Source organism: Cryptosporangium japonicum (assembly GCF_039524755.1).
GTDB lineage: Bacteria > Actinomycetota > Actinomycetes > Mycobacteriales > Cryptosporangiaceae > Cryptosporangium > Cryptosporangium japonicum.
Genome location: NZ_BAAAGX010000006.1, coordinates 403802 through 417953 on the forward strand (window position 1 = coordinate 403802; position 14152 = coordinate 417953).

Genomic DNA, 14152 nt, shown 5'->3' on the forward strand with positions numbered 1-14152 from the left:
CGGACGATGGGGACGTGATGACCACCCAGGACGACGAGCCGGTTATCCGGGTCCTTCGAGGCGTGCCCACGGCTGAGGAACTCGCCGCGCTGGTCGGCGTGCTCGCGGCCCGGTCCACGGCGGTCGCCTCGCCTCCGCCGCGTCCGCGTGAGCTCTGGGGCAGACAGGAAGCACGGATCGGTGCGCCGCTCGTCGCGGGTCCGGGGGCGTGGCGCGCCTCCGGGCTCCCACGATGAGCCTTTCGATCCGACCACTCCGGCGGGACGACGTCGAGGGCTGCCTGCGGGTCATCGCGTCCCTGCCTCGCTTCTTCGCGGTCAGCGACAGCGCGGCGGCCTCGGCCGAGCCGCTCGACGTCGAGCCGGAGAAGGTGGGCGCGCACCGTCCCAAGGTCGGCGCGGCGCGGAGTTCGCACCGGGTCACCGCGTCCCATCCCGTCCGCCCGGCCCGCGGCCGGCACGGGATCCCCGACGAGGAGGACGAGCCGGCGCCCGGCGGTCGGAGCATCGCCCAGGCCGCACGGGACCTCGGTACGCAGGGTGGTCTGGTCGCGCTCGGCCCCGGCGGCGACGTGATCGCGTTCCTCACCTGGAAGCGGCACGGCGACAAGGCCGCGGAGATCACCTGGATGGCCGTCCACGCGGCGCTGCGGCACCGTGGGGTGGGTACGACGCTGGTGACCCGCCTGGAGCGTCTGCTCGCCGCGCAGGGGTTCCAGAACATCTCGGCGATCACGTCGGCGTCGTCGCACACGTACGAGCCCACCCGGCAGTTCTGGCGTGGCCGCGGGTACGCGCCGGTGCTGCAACTCGAGGACCTGTGGGAGACCGATGTGGCGCTCGTGCTCACGAAGTCGCTGACACCGTGACGCGCCTCGTCCTGGCGTCGCAGTCACCGGCCAGGCTCGCGTTGCTGCGCGCGGCCGGGTTCGCGCCCGAGGTCGTGGTGTCCGGTGTGGACGAGTCGGGCGCCACCGGAACGCCCACCGAGATCAGTCTCTCGCTGGCCCAGCTCAAGTGCCGCGCGGTCGTGGCCACGCTGTCCGCTCCGGACGCCGTCGTCGTCGGCTGCGACTCGGTGCTGGAGATCGACGGGGTGGCCTACGGCAAGCCCAAGGACGCCGCGGACGCGATCGCGCGCTGGCAGTTGATGGCCGGGCGCACCGGCGTGCTGCGCACCGGCCACTGTGTCGTCTTCGACGGCCGGGAAGTCTCCGCCGTGGCCTCGACGACGGTGCGGTTCGCCAGCCCGAGCGGGGACGAGATCGCGGCGTACGTCGCCAGCGGCGAGCCGCTGTACGTGGCCGGGGCGTTCACGATCGACGGACGGGGCTCGATCTTCGTCGACGGCATCGACGGGGACCACACGAACGTCGTGGGGCTCTCCCTGCCGCTGTTCCGCCGGCTGCTGGCCGAGCTGGGCCTCAGCGCGGTCGAGCTCTGGGGCTGATCACCACCACTCCGGCGATCGCAACCAGGAAGAGCGCGGGCACGACGAGGAACGCGCCGTGCGGGCCGACCAGGTCGGCCAACGCGCCCAGGGCGAACGGACCGCTGCCGACCGCCAGACCGGCCGCGTAGGACGCGTACCCGGCGGCGCGGTCGGGCTGGCCGTCCGACGCCTGCATCGCGAGATCCATCGCGAGCGGGTACGTGGGGCCGAGGCCGAAACCCAGGATCGCGAGGCCGACGATCGCGACGACCGGTGACGTCGTCACCCAGAAGACGGCCCCGCCGATCAGGGCGATGCCCAGCGCCGGGAGGAGCAGCACGGCGCCCGGGGCGCGGGCGGCCGAGACGGCGCCGACGATCCGCCCACCGCACATCCCGCCGACGACCGCCGTCACCGCGGCCGTGGCGAGCGCCGCCGTCGAGCCGGTGCGGTGCCGCAGCACATCGGACGCCCACAGGGTGGTCGCGAACTCGGCCGCGATGCAGCACAGCATGATCACCCACGTCACCCAGAACCGCCTCGGCAGTCGCGCTTTCCCGACGGCGGGAGTCTCGACGGCGGGGGTTCCGGCGGCGGGGGTTCCGGCGGCGGGGGTTCCGGCGGCGGGGGTTCCGGCGGCGGGGGTTCCGGCGGCGGGGCTTCCGGCGGCGGGGCTTCCGGCGGCGGGGCTTCCGGCGGCGGGGGGTGGCGGGCCGGGGTCGGGCGGTTGATCGGTGGCGGTGGGCAGGCCGGTGGCGGTCGCGCGGGCGAGCACGGCGATCACGGCGGCCAGCACGCTGGCCACGAGGAGGGCCGGCCGCCAGCCGAAGCCCTGGTCGAGGGAGAACCCGATCGCCAGCGGAGCCACCAGCCCCACACCGCAGGCGATCGCGTTGCCCTCGGTGAGCGCGGCGCCGGAGAACGCGGGCCCGTGGATGCTGAGCAGCGTCGGCGCGATGCTGTTGACCAGGATCGCGCCGACCGTGCCGATACCGAGCGTCGCCGCGATCGTCACCACCGGCACCGACGGCACCACCGCCAGCACGACGATGCCGAACGCCAGCCCACCGAGCGCCGTCCACAGCGTCCGCGCACGCCCGATCCGGCGGGTCAGGAACGGGTACAGTGCGCCGGCCGCGAGCGCACCGACGGCGAGCGCGGTGCCGTGCAGGCTCGCCACCGCCCGGCTGGTGCCCTGTTCGTCACGCAGCAGCGGCACCACCGGCCCGAAGCCGTAGATGAACCAGCCGTAGAACCCGAGGACGGCGTAGACGAGATAAGTAGCCCGGGTCCGCGTCACTGCACCCAGCCTACGGTGGTTCCATGACGCACCGAAACGAGTGGATGCCGGAGGAGTTGCACGACTACACGATCGCGATCGGTCCGCCGCTCGACGACGTGGCGCGGGACCTCATCGCCGAGACCGGCGAACGGTTCCCCGGTCCGGCCCAGATCCAGATCCCACCGGAGCAGTCCGGGTTCCTCACGCTCGTCACGCAGCTGGTCGGCGCGCGCTCGGCGCTCGAGGTCGGCACGTTCACCGGCTTCTCGTCACTGGCCATCGCCCGCGGCCTACCCGCCGACGGGCGCCTGCTCTGCCTCGACGTGAACGAGGAGTGGACGTCGGTGGCGCAGCGGTACTGGGAGCGGGCCGGGGTAGCCGACCGCATCGACCTGCGGATCGGCCCGGCGCTCGACTCCCTGCGCGCGCTACCGGCGGAGCCTTTCCTCGATCTGGTGTTCCTGGACGCCGACAAGGAGAACTACCTCGCGTACTGGGAGGAACTGGTGCCGCGGGTGCGCCCCGGCGGGGTGTTGCTCGTCGACAACGTGTTCTTCCACCTGTCGGTGCTCGAGGAGGCCCCGACGCGGCCCGGCGGAGCGGCGGTCAAGGCGTTCAACCGCCGGGTGCGCGACGACCCCCGGGTGACGCACGCCGTCCTGCCGCTGGGCGACGGCGTGACGATGGCAAGGCGCGTGTCTTCGGAGTAAGTGTCGGTACGTGTCGATACCGTAACTACATGCGGATCGCGCTGGGGTTGGTAGCGGTAGTCACCGTGCTGGCAGTGACGGGCAGCGGTCCGGGGCCGGCGCCGGTCCTGGCCGCTGACACCGAGGTCACCGCGGGCGCCACCGTCGAAACCGAACCGGTGGCGCACTCCGGCGACGCCGCTGACGACCCCGCGTTCTGGTTCGACCCGAACGATTCGTCGCGCTCGATGATCGTCGGCACCGACAAGAAGGGCGCGCTGGAAACCTACGACCTCGCCGGCAGGCGGCTCCAGCGCATCCCGAACGTGTTCCCGAACAACGTCGACGTGCGCGGCAACGTCGTGGTGGCCGCCGACGACGACACCGACGAGGGTGTGCTGCGCATCTACCTGGTCGATCCGGCCACCCGGCGCCTGTCGTCGGCCGCGGTCGTCCCCACCACCGTGACCGCGCACGGCGTGTGCATGTACCGCTCCCCCAAGACCGACAAGCTCTACGCGTTCCCGAACGCGGTGTCCGGCCGGGTCGAGCAGTGGGAACTGACCGTCCGCGGCTCGAAGGTCACGGCGAAGTCCGTGCGGTTGTTCAACCTCGGCCGGGCCGTGGAGGGCTGCGTCGCCGACGAGGCGTCCGGCGCCCTCTACATCGGTCAGGAGAAGGTCGGCATCTGGCGCTACGGCGCCGAGCCCGACGCCGGCCGCACCCGCACCCTCGTCGACGGCGCCCGCCCCGAACGCGACGGCCACATCCAGGCCGACGTCGAGGGCCTGGCCATCGCCGGTGACCGGCTGTACGCGTCCTCCCAGGGCAGCAGCGACTTCACCGTCTACGGCCGGATGGACAACAAGTACCTCGGGCGCTTCCGCGTAGCGAACAGCGGCGGCGTCGACGGCTGCCAGGACACCGACGGCATCGACGCCACCAGCCGCCCCCTGGGCCCGGCGTTCCCGACCGGCATGTTCGTCTGCCAGGACGGTTACAACGTGCAGGGGTCGTCGGTGCAGCGCCAGAACTTCAAGTTCGTGCCGCTCGACCGAGTGGTCCAACCCATCGGCGAACAACCGATCCCGTATCCCTGACCGTGGCCCCTGATACGCAAGTGATTAACCGTGGGTCACCGACTCCAGCTACTCCACTGTGTTGTTTCCACAAAGTCTGGCCAACCACCCTTCATTCCGCGTAGGTTACGCTAGCTTTAGGCGAATAGCGTGGTACGGAGGATCGCGAATGACCGAACCGCTCTCTGATTTCGACTCCGAACTGGTGGATGTTTCCGGGTTAGATCTAAGCCTCAACGGCCTGGAAGGTTCAGTACTGGACATCGCGCTGGCACGGCTAGATCGGGAAGCGATGCAGCGGGAGCAAGCGACGACAGGGTTCAACTCGAGCATCTGACGAGCTCGGGTACCGATCAGAGTCGGTAACGTTCCGGGGGCCGACGTATGCGCTCGATCGACAGCGAAGTACGCGCGCGGCCGGAATGGCCGCTCGATATCCTCGACGTTCGAGGCTTGATCCGGAACGGCTGGCGCCCGACTCCGATCACCCACTACGTGCTCAAGATCAACAGCCGCTGCAATCTCGCCTGTTCCTATTGTTACATCTACGAGAAGGGCGACGAGAGCTGGCGGGCACGCCCGCGGCGAATGTCGGAAGACACCTTGAGCGCCGCGGTAGCTCGAATCGCGGAACATACCGCCGAGCACTCCGTCGAGCGCGTGAACATCGTTTTTCACGGCGGCGAACCGCTCCTGTCCGGCGTCGAATACATCGGCTCCGCCGTCACTCGCGTGCGCGAGTCGCTTCCGTCCGGAACGACGCTCGCGGCGACCGTGCAGACCAATGGTGTGCTCCTCGACGAGGCGACCCTGGACGGTCTCCTGCGCCACGCGGTCCGAGTCGGGGTGAGCGTCGACGGAACCCCCGAGGCGCACGACCGGCAGCGACGTTTTGCGGATGGCCGCCCCAGTTCGACCGAGGTGGAGGCGGGCATCCGGCGCCTCGCCGCGCCGAGATACCGCGCGATCTACGGCGGTCTGCTCTGCGTCGTCGATCTTGCCGAAGACCCAATCGGCGTGTACAAGTACTTACGCTCGTTCGGCCCGCCGCGAATGGATTTCCTGCTGCCGCACGGCGACTGGCACAACCGCCCACCGGCACGCGCGGACGACGGTACCCACCCGTACTCGGACTGGCTCACGCGAATCTTCGACCACTGGTACGTGTCCGGGCCACCGCGGCCCGGTATCCGGCTTTTCGAGGAAATCATCCACCTCCTGCTCGGTGGGAACAGCCGCACCGAAGCCGTCGGTGTGTCACCGGCCGCCACGCTGGTGATCGAGACGGACGGCGCCATCGAGCAGGTCGACTCACTGCGCTCCGCCTATCCCGGCGCAGCCGCCACCGGTCTGCACATCCTCCGGGATCCCGTTGACGCGGCGCTCCTCCACGCCGGCGTGGCCGCCCGGCAGATCGGCGTCGACGCGTTGGCTGACGAATGTCGTCGATGTCTATTCGCGCGAATCTGCGGTGGTGGTTTTTACGGCCACCGGTATCGCGCCGGTCACGGCTTCCGAAATCCATCGGTCTACTGTCCCGACCTGTTCGCGTTGATCGATCACATCCGCACCCGGATCGACGTCGACCTCCACGCTCGTCGAAGGGCTCGGTGACGTGGTCTATCACCGACTACCGGCGCCGGTGTTCCGCAGCATCGCGCTCGGCGGCGCCGATGAGACCGGAGCACTGCCGGCCGGTCAGCTGAGCAAACGACTGCTCCTTCTGCACGCGGTGAGGCGTCGTCTCGAAACGCTCGATTCAGATGCTCTGCCGCCCGATGTTCTCGCGGCGAACTGGTCGGGGTTGACCCGTGCGCGGCACGCCGATTCCACCGAAGTGGACCGCCTGCTCCTGTATCCGCCGATCGGCACGTGGGGAATGCGTCTTCTCCACCGGCTACAGCGCTCCGAACCACTCGACGACTCAGACCTGGACGACATCGGCTATCTCGGAGGGCTGGCCACGGTCGCGTTGATGAGCGCTCAGTTGCCGGGCGAAACCGTGATCCGGGTTCGATCGGACGGCACCTCGAGCTTCCCGCGGCTGGGGCGGTTCGGGTCGCTCGGCGAGCCCCGCTGGTTGACGGCGACCGTCGTTCCCGACCGTGGCCTCGTGCGTCTTCGGGAGGAGAGGACCATCATCGCCGTCGCCGGCGACGACCCGCGCTGGTCGGCCGTCCGGCAGCTGCAGAGCAACAGTGCCGGACAAAGGCTGGTCGTCACCCTCGACGACATCGATCCTTACCGCTCACCCGAAGAGGTCCCCTCGGACGAGCGACTCGCCGACGTCGCGGTCGCACGCTGGCAAACGTGCCTCGACGAGGCCTGGAACATCCTCGTCAAACATCACCCGACGCGTGCGGCCGCGATCTCACGTGACATCACGTCGCTGACGCCGTTACGGTCCACCGCACGTGAACCGCAGCTGAGTGCCTCGTCCGGCGAAAGCTTCGGCGGCATCGCGCTGACGACGCCCCGCCACGGCGAGGGCATGGCCGAAGCACTGGTACACGAGCACCAACACATCAAGCTCTGGGCCCTGCTCGCGTTGGTGCCGCTCGTCGACTCGGCGGACGAACGGCTGTTCTACGCACCCTGGCGTGCCGATCCCCGCCCGGCCGGCGGGCTGCTGCAGGGCGCCTACGCGTTTTTCGGGCTCGTCGATTTCTGGGAGGTCGAACGGCACCGGCGGCGCGGGGTACTCGGGCGCATGGCCCATTTCGACTTCGCCCGCTGGCGCGGCGCCGTCGACGAAGCCCTGCGCACCCTCGAGGACGCCGGCGTGCTGACCGACACCGGACGTGTATTCGTGGCCGACATGAGATCGGCGCTGGCTCCGCTGCTCGCCGCTCCGGTTCCGACGCCGATGACGGAACTCGCCGAGGAGGCCGACCTGGAGGCCCGTCTCGGCTGGCGGCTGCGGAACCTCCCGGTGAGCCGGCGGGACCTCGACGCGCTGGTTCGTGCTTGGCGCGACGGCAGGTCGTGCCCACCCGACGCCGTCCGGTCCGGCGCTCCCCGCCCGGGGTCACGCGGAAGCCGGCCCACCGGTCGCCAGTGGCTCGCACGCGAACGCCTCATCGCCGACGACGAGACCTTCGACGACGTGCGGACGCCGTCGCCGGGCCCGCAACCGGCGGACTACGCGTTCGCCCGCGGCGATCACACCTTGGCCGCAAGGCTCTACGCGGAGTCGGTGAGCTCGCCCACTGCTCCGTTCGACTCGTGGACCGGCCTGGCCCTGGCGCACGCCCGTGCGCACTCGGCCGCGGCGGGGGCGCTCGTCACCTACCCGGAAGTCGTCCGAGCGCTGTGGGACGCCCTCCAGCCGGAGGCGCCACCGCCCGAGTCGCTGGCCGAGTGGGTGGCCAAGGGATTAGACCGGCGGCGGCTCGATCACTGACGACACCCGACCACCACGCGCCGCGGTGGCGACGTCGTAGTGATCGGTGCCGAGCACTTCAGCGAATCGTCGCAGTGCGTCGGAGCGCAGCGCCTCACCCTCGGCCTCCGCACCGGTCTTGCTCAGGTCCAGCCCCAGGTTGAGAGCCGCGCCGAGCGTGTGGGGATGATCGGACCCGAGGGCAGCCTGGAGCTGGGGCGCGATGAGTTCGCCGACTTCGCGGGCTTCCTCGGCTCGGCCCAGCTCGGCCAACGCGGTGGCGAGGTTGGTCAGGCAGATGAGCGTGTAGTGATGTCCACTTCCGACCGTCGCCTCCAGGCCGGCCCGGGCAGCTTCCAGGTAGTCGCGGGCAGCGTCGTAGTTCTCCAGCGAGAACTGGGCAATCGCGAGGTTGATGCGGGCGGCGTGCACGAACGGGTGGTTTTCCGTCCAGACGTCGCCGTACCTCGTCACCGTGCTGTTCAGCAGTTCCACCGCCTCGGTCAGGTCACCCGAGGGCAATCCCAACGAGCTGGCGAGGCGGAGCGCGTTGCCCAGGTTGATGCCGGCCGCGAGCGCGTCCGGGTGTTCTTCACCGAACGCGGAACTGCGATACTGGTTGTACGCGGCCCGGGCCTTCTCCAACGCCGGTTCGATCTTTCCGGCCAACCGCTCGACGATCGACACGTCGCGCGCGTGGAGCAGAACCCACGGGTGGTCGGCCGCCAGCGTCCGTTCCGAGACGAGCCGGCCGTAACGGTCCGACGCGAGCTTCGCACGCTCCAGGCCCTCGCCGTACCGGCCTTCGTGGCGAAGAGCACGCGAGATCGCGGCGAGCGAGACGACGACGCTCGGGTGGTCGTCACGACCGTAGAACGCCAGCCGCTCCTCATAGTTGGTCTCGTGGAGCTCGCGGGCGACCCGGTACCGACCGGTCAGCTCACTGTCGACCGCGAGGTTGTTCCGGACGTTGAACGTCAACCCGTCGTCCTCGCCGAAGACACGCAGGTGACGGTTTAGCAGGTCTTCATCCAGATTGAGCGCCGCCTGGAACTCGCCGCGCGCCCGGAGGTCGGCCCCGTAGGCGTTGGTGACGAAGAGCGTGTTCTCGTTGTCCTCAGGAAGCGCGACACGCATGATGTCCAGCGTCGCGCGACGCAGCTCGTAAGCGTCCTCGTAGCGGCCCAGACCCCAGAGGACGTCGGCCTTCTGCGCCTGCAGGATCAAGACATCGGGATCCTCCGGGCCGGAGTCCTCGCGCCAGCGGTCGAGCGCCTGGTCGATCAGGGCGTTGCACGCCTGATACTCACCGGTGGCGTACAGGTACTGCGCGACGTTGCGGACGAGGCGACGCACCTTCGCGTCGGCGGAGCCGGCCGCGTCCGACGGGGTGAGGTGCTGGTAGAGCTCCTGATACCGCGGCCAGCTCGAGAGCTGCAGCGGCGAGTCGGGGTCGCGTTCGGCGAGGAGCAGGTGGACCTCGTTCCGGATCTGGGCGGTCTGCTCGTTGGTGAGGCCCTCGCGTACCAGGCGTTGGATCAAGCGGTGGACCTGGACCGTGCGCCGGTTGTTGTCGATGCGCGCCAAGGCGTACCGGCCGAGCTCGCGCATCGCGCGGCTCACGATGATCGGGTCCTGGAGGTTTTCGCCGAAGGGGCCGGTGAGCACTCGCGCGCCGCGGCTGAGGAGGTCGCGCGGGATCGGCTCGGGGCCGAGCAGGGCACAACGCTGCAGGAGCTCCAGCGCGAACGGGTTCTGCCGGCTGACGTGACCCATCGAGAAGCTCAACGCGGCCGCCACCGGTACCGGGTAGTCCGTGGGCGGGTTCTCCGCGAGGACGCGCCCGGCCTCCTCCTGCAGGGTCTTCAGGTAGTCGTTCACCGGCAGGCCGGTTTCCACCATCAGAGCGCCGGCTTGCTCAAGAGCCAGTGGGAGATCGCCGAGTTCCTCGGCCAGTCGCTCGGCGTCCTCGTCGGCGATTCCCGGTACCCGACGGTGGAGGAACTCCAGACTCTCCGCCCGAGCGAACACGTCGACCTCGACCGTGTCGGCCACGCTCTGCCAGCGATGATTTCGAGAAGTCACCAACACGTGCCCATCAGCCTGCCCCTGGGGAAGGAGCTCCCGGAGATCTTCCGGCTGATCAGCATTGTCGAAAATCAGGAGCCACCGGGCGTAAGGCTCGCCGCGACGCAGTGCGTCCAAGACGGCGGTGACGGCTTCCTCCGTGCGGCCGAAAGCCAGTTCCTGCAACCCGAGGCGGGGCGCCAGCGCGGCCAGACCGGACCGGGCGATCGAGGGCTGGTCGGCGGAGATCCACCAAACCACTTGGTACCTATTGCTATTGCGATAGGCGTACTCGGCCGCAAGCTGCGTTTTTCCGACACCACCCAAGCCGTGGATGGCGTACGGAAGCACAGCCGCCTGCCTCAATTCGGTCAGCTGCGCGCGCAACTGATCGAGCAGGGCCTCGCGGCCGGTGAAATTCTTGTTTCGCTGCGGGACGTTTCCCCAGACCACAGGTATGTCACGCGCCGGCGCACTGGTCTCCGTCACCGAGTTCGTCCCATCACCTCGACCCCGCTTGCACACAGCGTACCCAAGCAGTGACAGGCTTCCGGCAACACCCGGGAATCTACCAGGAGGCGGTTACACGGGCCGAGCGTCGCGTGCATGACGTTGAGTGAATCGGTCTTCGATGGAGCAGGGTCTGCCACACTGGTGCGACCGGTGCCGGGATAGGCACGCCGTTGTCGTGTCCTCGTTCTGTGGCCCCCGAAGGGAGCGGTGTTGCCGGCGGTACAGGACTGGGACTGGGAACGGCTCGTGGAACAGCTACGAGAAGGCGAATGCATCCCGTTCATCGGCGCTGGAGCCTGCGCGGGAAGCCTGCCGACCGGAAGTGCGCTCGCGGCGAGATACGCCGATGAGTACGAGTATCCGTTTGCCGATCGACACGACCTAGCGAGAGTTACCGAGTACGCAGCCTACAAAGTAGGTGACGCCGTGGACCTCAAGCGCAGGGTCGCTCGTGACCTTGCCGCGTACCGGTCACCTGATTTCGACGACCTCGACACACCACACGGCTTACTCGCGCGCTATCCGATCCCGTTGTTCCTCACCACGAACTACGACACGTTCATGACCGAGGCACTGGACCGGCGGAGCAAAGCCGCCACCACCACGGTCTGCACCTGGCACCGGGAGTCCGCCGGCCGAGCCGCGGACCCCCGCCCCGACACGCCCGTGGTCTTCCACCTGCACGGGGCAATCACCGAGCCCGCGTCCATGGTGCTCACCCAGCACGACTACGCGCGATTTCTCCTGGCGCTCGCGGTCGACCAGGGGTTCGACAAAAAAGCGCTGGTGCCGACGAAGATCCGGCCGTTCCTCACCCACCGGCCGCTGCTCTTCATCGGCTACAGCCTGCGCGACTGGTCGTTCCAGGTGCTCTGGCGCGGGCTGACGCAACTGTTCGGCCGGGAGGAACAACGCCGGCACATCAGCATCCAACTCGTCGACGGTTTGCACGACGACAGCCCGGACACTCACCGACGGGCGCAGAGCTTTCTGGAGCACCAGCACGAAAAGCAGCAGATCTCGGTGTTCTGGGGCTCGACGTCCGAGTTCTGCCGCGAGCTCAACCGGCGACTGGGTAATCCTCATGGCCGCTGACCAGGACGACCCGTACATCGGCCTGCGCCCTTACGGCAGCGCTGACCGGGGCAAGTTCTTCGGACGCCAGGGCGAGGTCGACGACATCCGCGATCTCTGGTTGAGCAGCCGCTTGCTCGTTCTCTACGGCGAGTCGGGGGTCGGCAAGACGTCCTTGCTCAACGCCGGAGTAATTCCGTCGCTGATCGATCAGAACGCAAAGTTTCCCGTCGACATTCTTCCGGTCGGCCGAATTCTGCCGCCCGGCGTCGTGCTCCGGCCGGATCCCGGCGCCCCGAATCCGTACGTGGTGCGGTTGCTCTCGTCGTGGTCACCCGACCGGGCGCCTTCCCAACTCGTCGGGAAGTCGATCAAGCAATTCATCCTCGAGTGGCCGAAAACTTACGACAAGTACGATGTACAACTACCGATTCTCGCCGCCATCGATCAATTCGAACAGGTTTTCACCGACGAACGGGCCGACCTCGGCGCGGTCGAGGTCTTTCTCCGCGACCTGGCCGACGCCGCCCGCGCGGATCACCGGCTGCACATCCTGGTGTCAGTGAGAGCGGAACAGCTCGCTTCCCTCTTGGACCACGAGCGGGCCATCGCCGACCAGCGGACCCGCTATCGCGTGTTCCCCCTCAACCCGGACGCGGCCCTGGAGGCCGTCACCGAACCACTGCGTTCCACCAACCGGTCGTTCGCCCCGGGCGCGGCCGAGCACCTGGTGGAGGACCTCCGTACGACGACGACCACGACGTCGGTCGGGGAGACCGTCCGGATCCGCGGCGCGACCATCGAACCGGTCCACCTCCAGGTTGCGTGTTCTGGTCTGTGGAGGTCACTGCCTAACGAGGTCACCCGCATCACCACCGACTATCTCCAGTCCCAGGGTGGGGTCGACCACCTGCTCCGGGACTTCTGCGAGAACGCGGTGACCGCGGTCGCCACCGAATGTGGACTCACCCCGGGGGTGATCTGGAGCTGGCTGGCGCGCTACTTCGTCACCGATCGCGGAACTCGAGGTACGATTTCGGAAGGAATAGCCGAAACAGGCGACTTGCCCAATAAGGTGGCGCAGCGACTCGAGGCGCACCGGATCCTGAAGAGCGTCGAACAGTCCGGCGACCGTCGGTACGAGCTGGCGCACGACCGGCTACTCGCGGCCGTCGACGACCGAGCCCGGGACTGGTGGGGGCCGGAAAACAATCGGGCCGATCCCAGCGCTCGGGGCTACCTGCGCCAGGCGCGAGCAGCACTCGACGAGGGAAGGCAGACGCTGGCCGAGAACTCTGCGCTCGAAGCGGTCCGGCTCAGCGGCCCGTCGGCTCCGGCCGTCCGGGGGGAGGCACTGGCCGTGCTGGCCCGCGTCAAGGCCGCGGACGGCGAGGTGAACGAGGCCATCGCGCGGTACCGCGACGCGATCGACGTCTATCTCCAGCTGGCCGACGGCCCCGCCGTCGGACGTCTCCGGGCCGACCTCGGCCGACTGCTGCGCGACAGCGGGGACGAACTCGGCGCGATGGACGAGTTGCGCATCGCGGTCGAGCTCCTGCCCGCGGACATCTCGGCGAAGATCGATCTCGCCGGGGTGCTGCGCACGCTCGGTCAGTACGACGGCGCACTCGGCATGCTGACCGCCGCGCTCATCGTCGCCCCCGACCGGGTCGACGCGCTGCGCGAGCGCGGTCTGATCCACGCCGACCGCGGCGCCGCCCGCGAGGCGCTGGCCGACCTGCGGGCCGCCGTCCGGCTCGATCCGACGGTCGCCGACCGCGCTGACGTCCGTGCGGCACTCGCCCGATTCGAGGGGCAGTCCTAGCGCCACCCCGCGAGAATGGACCTGGGCTCCAACGGGGAGGCAACAGATGCGTGGGGTGGCTCGGCGGGTTTCGGCGGACATCGCTGCGCTCCGGCACCTCGACGCTTATGTCGTCTCCGCGCTCGCGTTGGTCTTTGCCGTCGTCACCGTCGTCAACGACGCGATTCCGGTCGACCTGCGCTGGGCCGTCGCCCTCGCCGGGCTCGGGGTGCTCGTCTACCGCACCACCGCCCCCAAACCCGCGATCACGATCGACCAGTTGCTCCAGGACCGTCGAGGGTTCGAGGCCACCCCGGCCGCCGCGCGGCTCCGGAGAGCTCGCGAGGTGTGGCTGTTCGCGCCGACCGGCATCAACTTTCTGTCCGAGGAGAACCTCGCGGCGTTACGCGAAGGGGTGCTCCGGCGGTCCGACGGGAGCCTCCGGGTCGTGGTGCTCGACCCGGCTAACGAGGCCGCGATGGCGCTCGCGGTTCGTCAGCTGGACAACTCGATCACGTATCCGCTGCAGGAGTTCGGGGCCTGCCACGAGCAGGTGATCCAGCGGCTGGAGACGATCGCCTCCACGTGGCCGAAGGCCGGCACGTTCGAGTACCGGTTCCTGGACTACAACCCCGGATTCAGCCTCGTGGCCGTTGATCCCACGGGTAAGGACGGCCGGGTCATCGTCGAATTCCACGGTTTCCGCAACGAGGCGACGTCCGGCCGAATGCATTTCGAGCTCACCGCCGCCGACAGCCGGAGATGGTTCCTGTACTGGACCAATCAGTTCGAGCAGATGTGGGCCGCGGCCCGCTCGCCTGACTGAACCGA

13 protein-coding genes are annotated in these 14152 nt (G+C 69.0%); 11 read left to right on the top strand and 2 right to left on the bottom strand.

Going from position 1 to position 14152, the window contains the following annotated elements; all coding sequences use genetic code 11:
- Positions 1–17 precede the first annotated feature (17 nt).
- The 3 genes from ABD437_RS06840 to ABD437_RS06850 are packed head-to-tail and all read left to right on the top strand — an operon-like array spanning position 18 to position 1449.
- Complete coding sequence (locus tag ABD437_RS06840) at positions 18–236, top strand: acyl-CoA carboxylase subunit epsilon (RefSeq protein ID WP_344648170.1); 219 nt, start codon at positions 18–20, stop codon at positions 234–236.
- Positions 233–868 (top strand): GNAT family N-acetyltransferase, encoded by a 636-nt coding sequence (locus ABD437_RS06845; protein ID WP_344647877.1) that lies wholly within the window; start codon positions 233–235, stop codon positions 866–868. Before ABD437_RS06840 ends, ABD437_RS06845 begins: the two co-directional genes overlap by 4 nt.
- A complete protein-coding gene (locus ABD437_RS06850) occupies positions 865–1449 on the top strand; it encodes a Maf family protein (RefSeq protein ID WP_344647878.1) in 585 nt (194 codons plus the stop codon). The genes ABD437_RS06845 and ABD437_RS06850 overlap by 4 nt, the downstream gene beginning before the upstream one ends.
- On the opposite strand, the gene ABD437_RS06855 is transcribed toward ABD437_RS06850, so the two are convergent.
- Entirely contained in the window at positions 1424–2731 is a 1308-nt protein-coding gene (locus tag ABD437_RS06855; RefSeq protein WP_344647879.1) for an MFS transporter, read from the bottom strand. The genes ABD437_RS06850 and ABD437_RS06855 overlap by 26 nt on opposite strands.
- A gap of 23 nt (positions 2732–2754) precedes the next feature.
- Between ABD437_RS06855 and ABD437_RS06860 the strand changes: the two genes are divergently transcribed.
- The 5 genes from ABD437_RS06860 to ABD437_RS06880 all read left to right on the top strand — a co-directional run bounded on the left by ABD437_RS06860 (position 2755) and on the right by ABD437_RS06880 (position 7884).
- Positions 2755–3423 (top strand): O-methyltransferase, encoded by a 669-nt coding sequence (locus ABD437_RS06860; protein WP_344647880.1) that lies wholly within the window; start codon positions 2755–2757, stop codon positions 3421–3423.
- A 29-nt stretch (positions 3424–3452) separates the two neighbouring features.
- Positions 3453–4502 carry a phytase gene (locus tag ABD437_RS06865; RefSeq protein ID WP_344647881.1) on the top strand — a complete coding sequence of 350 codons (1050 nt, stop codon included), beginning with the start codon at positions 3453–3455 and terminating at the stop codon, positions 4500–4502.
- A 148-nt stretch (positions 4503–4650) separates the two neighbouring features.
- Positions 4651–4818, top strand: a complete 168-nt coding sequence (locus tag ABD437_RS06870; protein WP_344647882.1) for a hypothetical protein — start codon at positions 4651–4653, stop codon at positions 4816–4818.
- Positions 4819–4865: 47 nt separating this feature from the next.
- Positions 4866–6095 (top strand): FxsB family cyclophane-forming radical SAM/SPASM peptide maturase, encoded by a 1230-nt coding sequence (locus ABD437_RS06875; RefSeq protein ID WP_344647883.1) that lies wholly within the window; start codon positions 4866–4868, stop codon positions 6093–6095.
- Between the two features lies 1 nt (position 6096).
- Positions 6097–7884, top strand: coding sequence for an HEXXH motif domain-containing protein (locus tag ABD437_RS06880; protein WP_344647884.1), 1788 nt, complete (start codon positions 6097–6099; stop codon positions 7882–7884).
- Here the strand turns inward: ABD437_RS06880 and fxsT are convergent.
- A complete protein-coding gene (gene fxsT / locus ABD437_RS06885) occupies positions 7858–10419 on the bottom strand; it encodes an FxSxx-COOH system tetratricopeptide repeat protein (protein ID WP_344647885.1) in 2562 nt (853 codons plus the stop codon). The genes ABD437_RS06880 and fxsT overlap by 27 nt on opposite strands.
- A gap of 234 nt (positions 10420–10653) precedes the next feature.
- Here fxsT and ABD437_RS06890 point away from each other — a divergent pair, with 234 nt between their 5' ends.
- From ABD437_RS06890 to ABD437_RS06900, 3 genes are read left to right on the top strand one after another with little or no spacing between them, the layout of a single operon-like run.
- Positions 10654–11538: an SIR2 family NAD-dependent protein deacylase gene (locus ABD437_RS06890; protein ID WP_344647886.1), complete on the top strand. Its 885-nt coding sequence runs from the start codon at positions 10654–10656 to the stop codon at positions 11536–11538.
- On the top strand, positions 11528–13342 hold the full coding sequence (locus ABD437_RS06895) for an nSTAND1 domain-containing NTPase (RefSeq protein WP_344647887.1): 1815 nt from the start codon (positions 11528–11530) through the stop codon (positions 13340–13342). Before ABD437_RS06890 ends, ABD437_RS06895 begins: the two co-directional genes overlap by 11 nt.
- A 46-nt stretch (positions 13343–13388) precedes the next feature.
- On the top strand, positions 13389–14147 hold the full coding sequence (locus ABD437_RS06900; protein ID WP_344647888.1) for a hypothetical protein: 759 nt from the start codon (positions 13389–13391) through the stop codon (positions 14145–14147).
- Positions 14148–14152 lie beyond the last annotated feature (5 nt).